Annotated in this window: 13 protein-coding genes; 4 read left to right on the forward strand and 9 right to left on the reverse strand. The window is 52.8% G+C overall.

The features are described from left to right. Window positions 1-5: 5 nt before the first annotated feature. The gene (locus L1N82_RS11840) at window positions 6-1,019 is read right to left on the reverse strand and encodes a sensor histidine kinase (protein WP_235287596.1); all 1,014 of its coding nucleotides are present in this window, start codon (window positions 1,017-1,019) and stop codon (window positions 6-8) included. A gap of 515 nt (window positions 1,020-1,534) precedes the next feature. Between L1N82_RS11840 and L1N82_RS11845 the strand changes: the two genes are divergently transcribed. From L1N82_RS11845 to L1N82_RS11855, 3 genes are all read left to right on the forward strand, one after another. Further along, complete coding sequence (locus L1N82_RS11845) at window positions 1,535-2,578, forward strand: ABC transporter substrate-binding protein (RefSeq protein WP_235287597.1); 1,044 nt, start codon at window positions 1,535-1,537, stop codon at window positions 2,576-2,578. 69 nt (window positions 2,579-2,647) lie between these two features. Beyond that, window positions 2,648-3,577 carry an ABC transporter permease gene (locus tag L1N82_RS11850; protein WP_235287598.1) on the forward strand — a complete coding sequence of 310 codons (930 nt, stop codon included), beginning with the start codon at window positions 2,648-2,650 and terminating at the stop codon, window positions 3,575-3,577. Further along, complete coding sequence (locus tag L1N82_RS11855; RefSeq protein ID WP_235287599.1) at window positions 3,577-4,371, forward strand: ABC transporter ATP-binding protein; 795 nt, start codon at window positions 3,577-3,579, stop codon at window positions 4,369-4,371. The genes L1N82_RS11850 and L1N82_RS11855 overlap by 1 nt, the downstream gene beginning before the upstream one ends. 108 nt (window positions 4,372-4,479) lie before the next feature. Here the strand turns inward: L1N82_RS11855 and L1N82_RS11860 are convergent, their stop codons facing one another. Next, window positions 4,480-5,922, reverse strand: a complete 1,443-nt coding sequence (locus L1N82_RS11860; protein WP_235287600.1) for an alanine/glycine:cation symporter family protein — start codon at window positions 5,920-5,922, stop codon at window positions 4,480-4,482. Between the two features lie 229 nt (window positions 5,923-6,151). On the opposite strand from L1N82_RS11860, the gene L1N82_RS11865 reads away from it, so the two are divergent. Beyond that, a complete protein-coding gene (locus L1N82_RS11865) occupies window positions 6,152-7,114 on the forward strand; it encodes an L-lactate dehydrogenase (RefSeq protein WP_235287601.1) in 963 nt (320 codons plus the stop codon). Window positions 7,115-7,221: 107 nt separating this feature from the next. On the opposite strand, the gene L1N82_RS11870 is transcribed toward L1N82_RS11865, so the two are convergent. The 7 genes from L1N82_RS11870 to L1N82_RS11900 form a co-directional block, all read right to left on the reverse strand. Beyond that, a complete protein-coding gene (locus tag L1N82_RS11870; RefSeq protein WP_235287602.1) occupies window positions 7,222-8,418 on the reverse strand; it encodes a response regulator transcription factor in 1,197 nt (398 codons plus the stop codon). Further along, window positions 8,396-10,234, reverse strand: coding sequence for a cache domain-containing sensor histidine kinase (locus L1N82_RS11875; RefSeq protein WP_235287603.1), 1,839 nt, complete (start codon window positions 10,232-10,234; stop codon window positions 8,396-8,398). The genes L1N82_RS11870 and L1N82_RS11875 overlap by 23 nt, the downstream gene beginning before the upstream one ends. Window positions 10,235-10,311: 77 nt before the next feature. Continuing rightward, window positions 10,312-11,199, reverse strand: a complete 888-nt coding sequence (locus L1N82_RS11880) for a carbohydrate ABC transporter permease (RefSeq protein WP_235287604.1) — start codon at window positions 11,197-11,199, stop codon at window positions 10,312-10,314. Between the two features lie 16 nt (window positions 11,200-11,215). Then, window positions 11,216-12,106: a carbohydrate ABC transporter permease gene (locus L1N82_RS11885; RefSeq protein WP_235287605.1), complete on the reverse strand. Its 891-nt coding sequence runs from the start codon at window positions 12,104-12,106 to the stop codon at window positions 11,216-11,218. Window positions 12,107-12,234: 128 nt separating this feature from the next. Continuing rightward, complete coding sequence (locus tag L1N82_RS11890) at window positions 12,235-13,584, reverse strand: extracellular solute-binding protein (protein WP_235287606.1); 1,350 nt, start codon at window positions 13,582-13,584, stop codon at window positions 12,235-12,237. Between the two features lie 243 nt (window positions 13,585-13,827). Beyond that, window positions 13,828-14,109 carry a small, acid-soluble spore protein, alpha/beta type gene (locus L1N82_RS11895; RefSeq protein WP_235287607.1) on the reverse strand — a complete coding sequence of 94 codons (282 nt, stop codon included), beginning with the start codon at window positions 14,107-14,109 and terminating at the stop codon, window positions 13,828-13,830. A gap of 230 nt (window positions 14,110-14,339) precedes the next feature. Further along, window positions 14,340-14,795 carry a GNAT family N-acetyltransferase gene (locus L1N82_RS11900; protein ID WP_235287837.1) on the reverse strand — a complete coding sequence of 152 codons (456 nt, stop codon included), beginning with the start codon at window positions 14,793-14,795 and terminating at the stop codon, window positions 14,340-14,342. Window positions 14,796-14,894 lie beyond the last annotated feature (99 nt).

Consider the following 14,894-nt stretch of genomic DNA (forward strand, 5'->3'; position numbering starts at 1 on the left):
TCCGCTCATCCCCCGAAGCTTATATCTGGAAGGCAGTCCGCCTCTCCATCTTGAATGACCTGCTCGTTCTTCGCAAAGGCCACGGTAAATACCGTTTGTCCTTCACTCGCCGAGTAAGTCAGCCGGCCCCTGTTCTTCTCCGCAATCTGCTTGCATATGGACAATCCGAGCCCTGTTCCATTGGGCTTACCGCTCACAAACGGCTCAAACATGGAGGCTCTAAGCCCCACCGGAATACCGGGCCCGTTGTCGGCAACCGAAATATAATAATGACGGTCATCCTCACCGCAGGACAAACGGATTACCTTATCCGTGCCACATGTTCCCGCAGGGAAAGCTTCAATGCTGTTATAAACAAGATTGGCAATCAGCTGCTGCAGGGCTACCCGCTGTACAACTACCTTGAACCCGAGGCTGCCTTCTATAATCAGCTGGACCTCCTCGTCTTTCAGCCTGTCGCTGACCAGCCTTCCAACCCCCGTAAGCAGCTCCTCCGCCCGGCAGGGCTGGAACGGCTCCTCCAGCGCATTGTTCCTTGAGAAGCTCAATATCCCCGTTATTTGGCCGTACAGTCCTTTGAATTCGCTTTCCATTACATCGATATACCGTTCTATTTTGTTCAGCTCGCCGGGGGGCAGTGAAGAACGGATCAGCTTCAAAAAACCCTCAATCGCAAATAGCGGGTTGCGAATCTCGTGCGCCATACTGGCCGCCATCTTCCCCAGCATATCCATGCGGTCGCTGTACAGCTGGTTAATCGCTTTGTCCTTGCGCCGCAGCTGCTCCTCCACACTGTTCCAATACAGCCGTCCCATTATGCTCTGCAGCTCATCAATCCGTTCATGGAAGATCATGAGCGCTGACCACATCTCTTCCTTGGATACATTCCGCTCACAGCTTCCGAGCACCCACTGCTCCAGTGCAACGCCGAAGGAACGCCGCCAAATCAGACAGCTTCGCAGCAGACACTCAACAGGCGTGCCCCTCTCGGCATGATATTTGCACAGGTCAGGTAGCATTGAGTACCGCTTACAATTGCTAAGAGGCTTATAAATATCACAGATTAGCCCAAACATGATAAGTCCGTGAGTCCGCATACGGCCTGGATCAGACATACACGGATAAGCGTCACTTAACTGGGTCAACCAATTTTGAACGATCGTATTTCTACATTCAGAAGCAAAGGTTCTAAACCACATAGACCGTCTCACTTTCCGCCGCCTATAATTACCTCTAGCAGCAGCACTATCTATTAATTAGACTTTATCCCCAGAAAACCTGCAACCTACCTAATAAATCCCATCTCAAACTTGCTGAGGCCCCTCTCATTTCTCTCTTCATTTTACATATAAAACTATTTGACGAATAGATGAAGGCACCGTAATATGGATTACATATACCTTTGGCGCATATTGTATACAAATGAGGTCATGTAACCTAACATCACAGCGGGTATTACTTTATCGCACAAAAGCGTTAATTCGGATATCCGTTGTCGGAGTTACGTGTCTATTTAAAGAGAGGGGTAATACGAATGAAGAGGAAAACATGGCTTGCGTTAGCACTCTCTGCTGTTCTCTTGACGGCTGGTTGCGGCGGCGGGGGAACCAAGACAAATGAAGGAACCGGCGGAAACAGCGGCGGCGCCGATACAGAGGAGCAGAAGACGTACAAGATTGCTATCTCTCAGTATCTGGAGCACGCCTCGCTTGATGCAACACGTGAGGGCTTCCTGGCAGCACTGAAGGATAACGGTATCGAGGAGGGCAGCAACTTGAAGCTGGATTACAACGTTGCCCAGGCCGACTCCACCAACAACCTGTCCATTGCCCAGAAGCTTGCAACGACGGACAGCGATCTTGTCCTGGCTATTGCCACTCCTTCCGCACAAGCGGTCATGCAGCAGGTCAAGGACAAGCCCGTCTTGTTTGCCGCTGTAACCGATCCGCTGAACGCCAAGATTGTGACCAGCCTCGAGAAGCCGGAAGGCAACGTTACGGGCGCGTCCGATACGAATCCTGAAGCGATTAAGATGCTTATGGATTTTATCGCCAAGCACGTGCCTGATGTAAAATCCGTCGGGCTCGTCATTAACCAGGGTGAGCCAAATGCAATCGTGATGGCACAGACTGCCGAGGAAGCACTGAAAGCCCATGGCATCGAACTCGTCCGCGCACCAGTTACCAACACCTCCGAGGTCAAGCAAGCGGCTGAATCGCTTGTCGGCCGCGTAGATGCACTCTATATCACGCTCGATAATGTCGTCGTTAATGGTGTGGAATCGATTCTCCAGGTGGCGCGCGACAATGATATTCCGCTCTTCTCTAGTGACCGGGATACAGTAGAGAAAGGCGCAGTAGCCACCGTCGGCTTCAAATACTTTGATCATGGCTACCAGGTCGGCGAGATGGCTGTAGAAATACTGAAGAACGGCAAGCAGCCAGCCGAGCTCCCGATCACAATGCCGGACAAGCTCAACCTGATTTTGAATGTTAAGTCTGCGGAAGAGCAAGGGGTCAAAGTTACGGACGAAATGAAGAACAGCGTACAGGACCCTGAGACGAATCTAATTCAATAATTCGATTACATCCGGGGGTGAACGTCCCATCGTTCATCCCTTTTTATTCTCAATAGGAGGTTAACAGGCATGTTGAACTCAATACCCGGTGCGGTGGAACTGGGGCTGCTGTACGCACTTATGGCCTTAGGCGTTTTCATTACGTTCCGTATTCTTGATTTCCCCGATCTTACGGTGGACGGGAGCTTCACGACCGGAGGAGCCGTAGCAGCTATTATGCTCACTGGAGGACACTCCATTACCATCTCTCTCCTCGCGGCTTTCGGTGCCGGTTTGGCCGCAGGCCTCTGTACAGGCCTGCTGCATACGAAGGGCCGTGTTAACGGGCTTCTCTCCGGCATCCTGATGATGATCGCCCTGCATTCCATTAATCTGCGAATTATGGACGGCGCCCCCAATATCTCGGTATACGGTTCGGATCAGCTGTTCTCCGGCGTGTCACCCTACTGGGTAAAGCTGCTGGCTATATTCGGTATTATTCTGCTGATTAAGCTGCTTCTGGATGCGTTCCTGCATACGGAGCTTGGCCTGGCACTGCGGGCAACGGGTGATAATGCGCGCATGATCCGCAGCTTTGGCGCCAACACGGACCTGACGAAGATTCTCGGTATCAGTCTTTCCAACGGTCTGGTTGCCCTCTCCGGCGCCCTCATCGTCCAGCAGTCCTCATTCGCGGATATCTCGATGGGCGTTGGCATGATCGTTATCGGTCTGGCATCCGTCATTATTGGCGAAGCCATTCTGGGAGCAAGAACCGTCTTCATTGCAACGCTCGCTGTAATTGTCGGATCGGTCCTATACCGCATCATCGTCGCACTTGCCCTTCGCATTGAGTGGCTGGATGCTTCGGACCTGAAGCTGATAACCGCATTAATCGTTATTATTGCGCTTGTTCTGCCCGCGATTCAGCGCACCTGGAAGCAGAAGCTGCTGGCCAAGAAGCGGTCAGCCGAGCTTACCGGCCAGACGGGCAGCAAGCCGATCGGAGGTGGCTTCTGATGCTGCAGCTATCCCATGTTACCAAGCTGTTCTTTCCGGGCAGCCCGGATGAGAAGATTGCACTGGTCGATATTAACCTGAACCTGAAGCCTGGTGATTTCGTTACGGTAATCGGCAGCAACGGCGCCGGCAAGTCCACCTTGATGAATATTATTTCCGGCGTCATAACACCCGACAGCGGTACGGTATCCATTGAAGGCAGAGCCATTCAGAACCAGCCGGAGCATGCCAGAAGCCGCTGGATCGGCCGCGTCTTTCAGGATCCGATGGCCGGGACCGCTCCTCACATGACGATTGAGGAAAACCTCGCCATGGCACATGCCCGCGGCAGGTCGCGCGGTCTCAGCTTCGGCGTGACAGGCGCCAAGCGCAAGCTGTTCCGTGAGCAGCTGAGCCGGCTGGGCATTGGCCTTGAGAACCGGCTGCGGGCCAAGGTCGGCCAGCTGTCCGGCGGCGAGCGCCAGGCGCTCAGCCTGCTGATGGCTACCTTCACCAAGCCCCAGATCCTGCTGCTCGATGAGCATACAGCAGCACTGGACCCGGCACGAGCCGAGCTGATTACGAAGCTCACGGACAGCATCGTCCGCGAGATGAATCTGACCACGCTTATGGTTACCCATAACATGGAGCAAGCCATTCGCCTTGGCAACCGCCTGATTATGATGGATAAGGGACGTATCATTCTTGACATCAGCGAGGAGCGGAAGAAAGACTTGACCGTCGAATCTCTGCTCAAGGAATTTGAACAGATCAGCGGCCACAAGATGGCCGACGACCGGGTTGTCTTTGGCTAAGCCATGGCAGCTGGTATAAGTGAAGAGGCAGCGGCCGTCCACCGGGACAGCTGCTGCCTCTCTTTTTGTGCATGCCTTCAAGATCAAGCGCTATAGATCCGCGCAATGTTAGGACTTCTCCGCCTTATACTCGTGTTCCCAGTAATCAGCGTTCTTAATCCCAAGCTTGACCGGATCGAACACCGGGTCCTTCCCTTCCTTCTTCTGCTGCTCATAATCTCTGAGCAGCAGAAGGGCAGGCTTCGTCAGCAGCAGAATTGCAATCAGGTTGAGCCATACCATCAGACCCAGACCCACATCTCCCATATCCCACATCAGATCGGCTTCCTTGACTGCGCCGAAGTAAGTGATCGAAAGGATGACGACTTTCACAATCGCCATACCGATCTTGCCGCCTCCTTTACGCGTTAAGTAGGCGACATTCGTCTCAGCGATATAATAGTAGGCCATAATGGTGGTAAAAGCGAAGAACAGCAGCGCAATGGCCACAAAGCCGGCACCAAAGCCAGGCAGAATACTCTCAATTGCAGCCTGGGTAAAGGCTGGCCCTTCCTTTATCCCCGGAAGATTTTCTACAATGAAGCCGTTCGGCCCTGTCGTGTTGTACATGCCGGTGAACAGGATCATAAAGGCTGTTGCCGAGCATACGAAGAGGGTATCGATGTATATGGAGAACGCTTGTACCAGCCCCTGCTTCGCCGGATGAGACACCTCCGCTGCAGCCGCAGCATGCGGCGCCGTGCCCTGACCTGCCTCATTGGAGTATATGCCCCGTTTGACCCCCCACTGGATTGCAAGGCCAACAATCCCGCCGAAGGCAGAATCAAGCGCAAAAGCACTGCGGAAAATCAGGGAAATGACCGCAGGCAGCTCGGTGATATTAGCTATTATGATAATTACTGATACCAATATGTAACCAATAGCCATGAACGGAACGACCAGGGATGCTACCCTTGCAATCCGTTTCACGCCCCCAATGATAATGGCACCAAGCACTGCAACAAGGAAAACGCCTGTAATCTCAGGAGCAATGCCGAATGCATTGTGAAGTCCCGCAGCAATAGACTGCGACTGAGTACCCGGCATCAAGAGTGCCATTGCAAGCAGGGCAGCAACGGCAAACAGGACCGCAAACCACTTCCAGCCGATCCCCTTCTCGATGTAATAAGCAGGCCCGCCGCGGTATTGCCCATCCTGCTTGACCTTGTACACCTGTGCCAGTGCCGATTCGACGAAAGCGCTGCCTGCTCCAATAAAGGCAATCAGCCACATCCAGAACACGGCTCCCGGGCCGCCAAAAGCAATGGCTGTCGCCGTACCGGCTATGTTGCCCGTACCGACCCGCCCCGACAGGGCGAGCGCCAGTGCCTGGAAGGAGGAGACGCCTGCAGCGGAGCTCTTGCCCTGAAACATAAGCTTCACCATATCTTTAATCAGCCGAACCTGCAGAAAACGGGTTGCCACCGAGAAAAATAATCCTACACCCAAGCAGATATAAATGACAGGTGTACTCCACAGCACATTGTTCAATCCGTTAATAAAACTCTCCATACCATACCTCCCATAGTTAATCAGTCTCTTGTAAAACACTCATCTCACTTCTATATTATCGTATTAAAGTGATGAAGCAAGCCGGTAAACTTTTACAAGCTCTTCATCTATTCTCCAACTCCCCCTTGCTATATATATGTTATAATAGTTATCATTTATGTGACATTATAGCTACTTTTACACATATCGTATAGAGAAAATATTATAAGGCAAGGGAGTTTTGATTTAAATGGCGAGCAATGTGAGGAAAGTGGCCATTGTTGGAGTCGGATCTGTTGGTTCAAGCTGCGCTTATTCGCTCATTAATCAATCCGTATGCGACGAGATTATGCTCATTGGCCGGACTCCGGATAAAGCTTATGCACAAGCAATGGACCTGTCTCACTGCATGGACTTCATTCATTCCAGAACAAAGATATACACCGGAACCTATGAAGACTGCGGGGACATGGATATTATCATCTTATGTGCTGGCTCTTACCCTACGAACAGTCAGAACCGCATGGATGTACTTGGTACCGCCATGGAAATCCACAGCACCATGATCAGCCGTATAATGGCGAGCGGCTTCCGCGGGATATTCCTCGCTGCCTCCAATCCCGTTGACCTTGTTACCTACATGGTATGGAAGCTATCTGGCCTGCCGAGAAATCAGGTGCTTGGCACCGGGACATCTATCGATTCTTCCCGTCTCAAAACCCTGCTCTCCGATCACCTGCCGGTCGATCCCCGTAGCGTTCAGGGTTATGTGCTTGGCGAGCATGGCGAATCCCAGTTTCCGGCTTGGTCGCATGTAACCATAGGCGGCAAGCCTATATTGGAAATTGTAAAGCAGCACCCTGCCCGTTTCGGCCACATGGATCTGCAGGAGATTGCCCTGCAAACCCGCAATGCCGGGTGGGAGATCTTCTCACGCAAAGGCTCCACTCATTATGGAATCGGCAATGCCATTGCCTACATTGTCCGCTCCATCCTCAACAATGACCACAAGATTATTGCGGTCTCGGCCATCCTGCAAGGGGAATACGGACAATCGGACTTATGTATCGGTGTCCCGGCTATTATTACCCGCAGCGGTATAGAGGAGATTCTGGAGCTAAACCTTTCCCCCGCTGAGCATGAACAGTTCAACCATTCCTGCTCCGTCATTCGTAAAGCTATAAGTTATATAGCCCTTCAGCCAGAAGTCTAAACGGAAATGAACCCGCCACCCGTCAAAGCGATGCCGCAATAGCGCAAACAGCCGCTGGTCACTGGATCAGCGGCTGTTTATGTAGCGCGGGATGTCATAGTCAAGGTTCAGTGCTGGACAGAGTCCCTTCCTTTATCCCCGCAGGCTCCGGATTGTCTGTATTCGGATGGTGTCGCACCAAAGCGGCGGCGAAACTGCTGGGAGAAGTGGCGGATGTCCTGATAGCCTACGCGTCTGGCGACATCCGCCAGCTTCAGCTTCGGATTACCGAGCATTCTTCTGGCCTGCTCTAACCGCAGCTGGATGACATACTCCTTGAAGCCTGAGCCCGTCTTCTGCTTGAACAGCTGGCTGAAATAAACCGGGTTCAGGTAAACAACCGATGCCACCTTCTCAAGAGACAGATCCCCGTGATAATGTGTCTTCATATACTGCAGAGCGACCTCTACCGCCCTTTCCCCGCCTTCGGAATAATGCTCATAGACCTGCATGGATGCGGATTCCCTCATTCTGCGCACTTCATCCGGCACTGCCCGATAGTCTTCAATCCTTGGCGAGTGCATCACCTGGAACGGTACCTTGAGGCAGCGGACCAGATGGCGGCGCAGCTCATCCAGAAAGCCGTTAAGGCTAGCTCCATCACGCAGGGTTACGAGTCCGAGCAGGCTGCAGCTGTCATGGATAGCCACAAATCCGTTTCCATGGCGCTCAATAAGCTCTCCCATCACATTCTCAACCATAAAATGCTCCAGATTAAGCGGCTTGTCACTTTCCATCTTCACGAGCAGCAGATAGAAGACAGGATGGCTCTCCATGAAGGGCTTCATGTCAATCCCTCCGATGTCGAGCCCAGAGGCCCATCGCTGGAAGATGGCTTCCCGCCAGTATTTGCGGTTATTCTGCAGCTGCTCGGCTTCCTCCGTCATCTCCTGTTCCCGCTGAACCTCCTCAGACAGCTTCAGGGTCATGTCGATAATGGCATCCTTGCCGATTGGCTTAAGCAGATAATCCTTGGCGCCAAGCCGGACAGCTTCCTGGGCATAACTGAACTCGGAATAAGCGGATATAACCACCCATTTAATATGCGGATACCTGCTGCGGCTTTTCTGAATGAGCTGGAGGCCGTTCATACCAGGCATCAGGATATCTGTCAGCACGATGCTTATCGAATAACGGCTGAGCAGCTCCAACGCCTCTTCACCGCCAGAAGCCAGGTGTATCCCGCAGGCGGGGAAACGGTTTTGCAGCGTTCGCTTAATACCTTCACGAATGACCGTCTCATCATCCACGATAAGAATATCCATGCTCATTCCCACCCCTCTGTTGAATTGGCAGAACGATCGTAACTCTTGTTCCTTCTCCGGGCTTGCTGCACAATTGCAGGCCATAGGCGTTCCCGTACATGAGGGCTATTCGCCTGTGAACATTCGACAGCCCGATGCCTCTGCGTTTCGCTTGACCCTGCTGGCCGTCTCCGTCATTAAGAGAAGCGGCCAGCGCTTCCAGCGTTTCCCCCTCCATTCCCACGCCGTTATCCTCGATAATAATCTGCAGCTCGTTACCGGAGGCCTTTGCCCGGACACACAGCACCCCCGCCTTGCCTAAGGGTTCAAGACCATACTTGACCGCGTTCTCAATGATAGGCTGCAGGCTCATCTTCGGGAGAACAGCACAGCGCCACTTGTCATCGACTTCAACGGCAGTCGTCACGCGGCCCTCCAGCCGGCTTTCGATAATCGTCATGTAATGACGCATCTGCTCCAGCTCCTGGCCAAGCGTCGTCTTCGAAGCCTCCTCCCAGTCGCTGCTGTAGCGGAACATATGAGAGAGCGCCAGTATAACCCTGCCCAGCCGGTCGTTCTCCCGTTCATCCAGCATCCAATAGATCATATCTAGCGTGTTATAGAGAAAATGCGGATTAACCTGCGATTGCAGCGCCTGCAGCTGGGCATTCTTCTCGCTGATTGAGGAGAGCGTCATCCGTTCGATCAGCTCGTCAATGCGGTGTACCATCCGGTTGAAGGAGGAGACCAGGCTGTTGATCTCATCATAGGATTTGACATTGACCGAGCCCCGGAAATTCCCCATCTCCACCTGCTTCATCTCCCGGATCAGCAGCTTAAGCGGCGAGGAAAGATTCCGCGAAATGACAGAGGCCAGCACCGTCGCCAAAATGACCAGCGCCAGCACAACAAGCAGCAAATACCTGCGTGACTCAACGACCTCCGCAGCGATATCCGCCTTCGGCGTGAAGCCATACACGGTCCAGTCCGCAATGGCTGCATCCGCTGCCACAATAAGCTGTTCAGTACGGTTGTCCACAATAGTCCGGCCGCCTTCCGGCCGCGGCAGGCCGCTGAATGCAGGCAGATTAACAGCTGCTGCTTCATTCCCGTTCTTATAAGGCATCGCCTCTTCATCGGTCGAGGCAATAACCCGGTTATTATCGTCCATAATAAAGACTCTGCTGTTGGGACTGATTGTTACATTAGACAGGGCCGACAGAATCGGAGCCGGGTTCGTCTCAATGAAGATCAGGCCGATCGGTCTCTGATCCGTAAGATCATACAGCTGCCGGCCGAACACAAAGACCGGTTCCTGCTGCAGACTGTTCATGACTGAGCCTTGGAACAGACCCAGCCAGATCATCTCCCCTGTGGACCTGCTGAGCTTCTTGTACCATTCCGAAGAGGCGTAATCCATATCGATTACACCGGCGAACCGCTTCTCATAGCTGTACATCCTGCGGTCGTTGGTGATGACATGGATGGCCACAATATCATCCCGAGAATAATAGACCGCGCCGAGTATGTTGGTGATGGTCCGCTCGTTAATGACGCTCAGTGCCGGATCAGCTTCACGGTCCCGCTCCTGCAGAAGCCGGAGGAGCTCATAGTTACTGTTAAGCGACTTGGTAACGCTGTCATATCCCTCAAGCAGAAGGTCGAACAGACCGACGGTCTGGGCTATATTTTTCTCGGCCATCTCGCTGATCTTCGTATGAATAATTGCGGTTGTATAGCGGTCATACAGGAAGCTGACAAGAAGAAGCAGCGCCAGCATACAAGATAAGAACAAGAGGAAAACCCGGTTGTGAATGGAGTGCATGCCGCGTGTCACGTGTGTCTAACCCCTTTCCACATGCTGCCTGCCACCCCATCTTATCACAACCAAATGCCTGAGCGGGAGAGGGCTGATCAGCCCTTCACCGCACCGGCAACCATGCCCTTCGTAATCTTGTCGGCTAGGAGGAAGTAAATCAAGATGACTGGCAGTGCGCCGAGTACAAGGAATGCGCCGATGGCACCGTAATTAACCGAGTACTGGCTGACGAAGCTGTATACGCCGAACGGCAATGTCTTCAGCTTCTCTGAGGAGATGAATGTCGCGGCCATAATATACTCGTTCCAAATATTAATGAACGTCAAAATACAGACCGTCATCATTGGCGGAACCGATATCGGCAGAATAATGCTCCGGAAAATCCGGAAGATGCCCGCTCCGTCCACAACGGCAGATTCTTCAATCTCATGCGGGATGGCCTTCATGAAGCCGCTGAGAATGAATACGGAGATCGGAGTCTGAAAGGCGATGTACGGCAGAATAATCGATAAATGGGTATTCAGAATGCCCATGTTCTTAAAGATAATCATCAGCGGCAGAAGCGTTGCCTGCATCGGGATCATCATGCCGACCAGGAAGATGAGCAGCACAACCTGTCCATACCGCCAGCGGAAGCGGCTGATTGCGAAGGAGGCCAGTGAAGCCAGCAGCAGTACACCCACCATGGTGACCGAGGTGACGAAGAAGCTGTTGAACAGGTAGCGGAAGTAATTTCCGGACTCAATGGCATCGGTGAAATTTTGCCACTGGGGCGAAGCAGGCAGTGCGAAGAAGTTGCCGGATAGTATCTCTTCATTGTTCTTCAGCGAGTACAAGGCGAGCCACAGGAGCGGATACAGCTGCGTCACGAACAGGATGCCGAGCAGCACATAGACCAGCAGCCTGACGATCGAGAACCGCCTGGAGCTCTTTTCGGCTGCCGCCGGCTTACCCGGCGCCACACGAGTTGTTAATGCATTCATGTCGTATCCCTCCTTCTTACGAATATTTGCGTTCAAGACGATTGAACAGGAAGTTGATAATAACAGTCGCACACAGGCAAATTACGACCAGGAAAGCGGCGATTGCGCTGCCGTAGCCATATTTCATGGACAGGAATGACATATTATACATGTGGGTGGAGATCACGTCTGTTGCGTGAGCCGGACCGCCTCCGGTCATGACCATGACCATATCGAAGGCCTGCAGCGACCCGATGAACGCCAGCACGATGGATATTTTGATAATCGGTATATTCATAGGCAGCGTGATGTGCCAGTCAGCCTTCAAGCCTTCCGCACCGTCAATCCGGGCCGCCTCATAAATATCAGCCGGGATATTCTGAATGCCGGTGAACTGAATCAGCGTATGGTAGCCAAGGTACTGCCATAAGGCAACAAAATATAGAGAGTACATCGCCACACTCGGGTCTGTCAGCCATGAACGGGTGAGGCTCTCAAGGCCCACCATATCCAGCAGCTGGTTGAGCATGCCGCCCATGGAGGCGGGATTATAGATGGTCTTCCACAGCTGTCCGATGATAACAACCGACAGGATAACCGGGAGAAAATAGCTCGACACCAGAAAATTCGGTTTCTTCACGAACCGGTTGAGCAGAATCGCCACGAACAGCGCTACCGGGATTTCCGCCATGGAGAATACGGCAAACATCAGCGTTCTGCGGACAGAAGGCCAGAACACAGGATCATTGGTCAACAAGTTTATGAAATTCTGCAGCCCGACAAACTTGGACTCGCCGATTCCGTTCCAATCCAGCAATCCGCTGTAAAGCGAAACTATAATCGGGATAAAGACAATGCAGGTGTAGAGCAGCAGACACGGCAGGACGAACGCCGTAATCGTCAGCTTGGATACGCGCAGTACATTCATCGTAATTCGCCTCCTCGTTTGGCACCCTTCCCAACATGAGAAGGCGTGAGTGGACATGTTTACAGGACGCGAAACGGCTCTCCCCGGCCAGCAGCCGGCGATAACCGTTTCGCGTTTAATGTGATGGACTATTTATTGCTCTCGTAAGCGGTCTGATGCTCCTTGGCCACATCCGCCGCATCCTTCTTCTGGACAAACAGATTCTGGATGCTCGTCAGGTGGACCTGCGTTGTACCAGGGTTCATCGTGTTATCGAAGGCGAGGTCGCCGCCCTTCACATCCTTAAACATCGCCAGGACGTCCATCGCCATATCGGAGTAGCCGGCTGCCTCAAAATCACCCTCGACCTTCTGGGCGATACCTACCGCGCCTTTAACCTTGAATGCCTCCTGCGGGAAATTCAGCATGAAGTAATTCAGGAACTTCTTCGTCTCCTCCAGGTGGTCACTGTTCGCCGAGATGGCGAATGCGCTGCCCGGTGCCAGCATGAACTCGTTCGGATCGCCTTTGCCGTTCACCGTAGGGAACTTAAACACGCCAATCTTGCCGTTTACAGAGGAAGTCTCAATGCTGCCAGTCGCCCAGCTGCCCATGTAGTACATCGCTGCCTTGCCTGTGTTGAACAGGTTGCCGCCCGCATTGTAATCAAATGATGTCGCACCTTCCTGAAACGCTCCAGCCTGGATCAGACTCTGAAGACTGTCAACCGCTTCAAGGAAAGCCGGGTCCTCGAATGTCCTCTTGCCATCCATGACGTCCTGCAGGAAGCCGGGTCCGCCATTCGTACGGAGCAGCACGTTCATGAACAGGAACGAACCCGTCCATGTATCCTTCTCCCCGATCGCCATTGGCTGGATGCCCTTCGCCTTGAGCGTCTTGACAACCTCAACCATCTCCTCGAAGGTCGTCGGCACCTCTACGCCGCCCTGCTCGAACAGCTCCTTGTTATAGTAAACCAGGCCGATATTATTGCCGTCTGGAAGCGCATACAGATTGCCATCAAACGTGTACCAATCCAAGATGCCTTCCTGGAAGGTATCCTTCAGCCCATTCTCCTCGACCATATCGTTCAGCGGCGCAAATAACCCCGCATCAACGAACGGCTTCATCTGTGCGGACGGATTCACGACGGTGATGTCCGGCACTTCCTTCGAAGCAGCCTGTGTCTTCAGCTTCAGCTTCTGCTGGTCGGTATTCAGCGAATCGAGCTCAATCTTGACATGCGGATTCTCCGCTTCATAGTTGGCCACGATCGTCTTCATCATAATATGCTTGGGATCTGTCGGGTCTGGGAATATATTCTGGAAGGTAATGGTGACGTCCTTTGGTTTCTCCGGTGTGTTGGCTGTGCCTTCCACCCCAGGCTCATTCGTACCTTGGCTGTTGTTAGGCGTGTTACCGTTGCCGCCGCCGCAAGCAGCCAGGCTGAGTGCCAGCGTACCCGTTATAGCGAACTTGAAGATGTATGACCATTTCATCTTAAGATTGCCCCCCTATTGGTTTATAATCCCATTATGAGGCTAGCATCGCGGCCCTTACAATGCGAGAAATTCAAGATATGACGGTTGCTTTCTTCAGAAGTTGAACAAGATGTTCTGCTAGGAGCGGCTTTTGCTTCCAGGCAGCACGACAAATAAGCAGGACGGCCCGGATATGGTGCATATCCAAGCCATCCCGCTTTGTTACTAATACCTCTCACCCATTCCAGCCAGCGCGCTCTACTAAGGCTGCCTCGACAGCTGCTCCTGCGCCATGCGGATCATTTCACGGACCATTGAACCGCCGATCCGGCCGCCGACATGCCCGGCCATCTCGGTCGTGAGATGGCCGTTGTCACCCTGCTGCAGCGGCACGCCAAGCTCCCTAGCCACCTCGTATTTGACCTCATTCGGCCGTTCCGGGTTAACCTTGAAGCCCTGCTGCTGCATCACCCTCGCCTTGAACTGGTCAACACCGCTCCGCGAACCGTCAACCAGCAGTTTGCGTCTGCTACGTCTCGCCACCTGCAATCACCGCCTTCCATGGATAGAGTAGGTAACGCTTCCTTACTGTACCCGTTACCCCTAAAGCTCCATCCAAGCCTTACGGTTTAGCTATACCCTTAAGTAACGGAGTTTGCCAACCTGCCGCAACAAAAATAAGCAGGCAGTCGCCCGCCCGCAGAAATAGCCCTATACAATAACTCCCTATACTGCAGCTACTGTTGCTGCAGCCTATCGGTATAAACCCTACACTATAACTCCTTGGTCATAAAAACACTATACGGATCTTCTACATAATCGGCAAATGGCGGACAGTATTGGAAGCCGAAGCTTTCATACATGTTCCTTGCCGGTCGGAAGGCGTCCATTGATCCCGTTTCCAGACTGACACGCCGGTAACCGCGCCGGGATGCCTCCTCCAGAATATAAGCAAGGATCTGCCTCCCCACTCCCTTGCCGCGGTGAGCGTATGCTGTACGCATCGACTTAATCTCGCCATGTCCGCTGTCCAGCTCCTTTAGAGCGCCGCAGCCCATCAGCTCCCCCTGCTTCCACACGCTCCAGAATGTCACATCGTTTCTCTTCAGTCCCTGTAAATCCAGAGCGTGAATGCTTTCGGGAGGCGAGTGTTCGGCCATATCCCGCAGATGTTCATCGATTAACGCCTGGATCTCCGGTCCTGTTAAATCATCCACCTTAAATTCCACTTGAATCTCCCCTTCTACCCTGATCTGGACGGCATTATCCCGTATGTAAACTATCATAACGTACAGGCACCATAGCTAAAAAGGGGAAGGTTATACAGC

Origin of the sequence: Paenibacillus tarimensis, assembly GCF_021532315.1 — a bacterium.
GTDB classification, from domain to species: Bacteria; Bacillota; Bacilli; order Paenibacillales; family Paenibacillaceae; genus Paenibacillus_I; species Paenibacillus_I tarimensis.

Bases quoted from the DNA above. Each gene is read 5' to 3' on its own strand.
- L1N82_RS11840 (WP_235287596.1), bottom strand. From the start codon at position 1,019: ATGCTACCTGACCTGTGCAAATATCATGCCGAGAGGGGCACGCCTGTT.
- L1N82_RS11845 (WP_235287597.1), top strand. From the start codon at position 1,535: ATGAAGAGGAAAACATGGCTTGCGTTAGCACTCTCTGCTGTTCTCTTG.
- L1N82_RS11850 (WP_235287598.1), top strand. From the start codon at position 2,648: ATGTTGAACTCAATACCCGGTGCGGTGGAACTGGGGCTGCTGTACGCA.
- L1N82_RS11855 (WP_235287599.1), top strand. From the start codon at position 3,577: ATGCTGCAGCTATCCCATGTTACCAAGCTGTTCTTTCCGGGCAGCCCG.
- L1N82_RS11860 (WP_235287600.1), bottom strand. From the start codon at position 5,922: ATGGAGAGTTTTATTAACGGATTGAACAATGTGCTGTGGAGTACACCT.
- L1N82_RS11865 (WP_235287601.1), top strand. From the start codon at position 6,152: ATGGCGAGCAATGTGAGGAAAGTGGCCATTGTTGGAGTCGGATCTGTT.
- L1N82_RS11870 (WP_235287602.1), bottom strand. From the start codon at position 8,418: ATGGATATTCTTATCGTGGATGATGAGACGGTCATTCGTGAAGGTATT.
- L1N82_RS11880 (WP_235287604.1), bottom strand. From the start codon at position 11,199: ATGAATGCATTAACAACTCGTGTGGCGCCGGGTAAGCCGGCGGCAGCC.
- L1N82_RS11885 (WP_235287605.1), bottom strand. From the start codon at position 12,106: ATGAATGTACTGCGCGTATCCAAGCTGACGATTACGGCGTTCGTCCTG.
- L1N82_RS11890 (WP_235287606.1), bottom strand. From the start codon at position 13,584: ATGAAATGGTCATACATCTTCAAGTTCGCTATAACGGGTACGCTGGCA.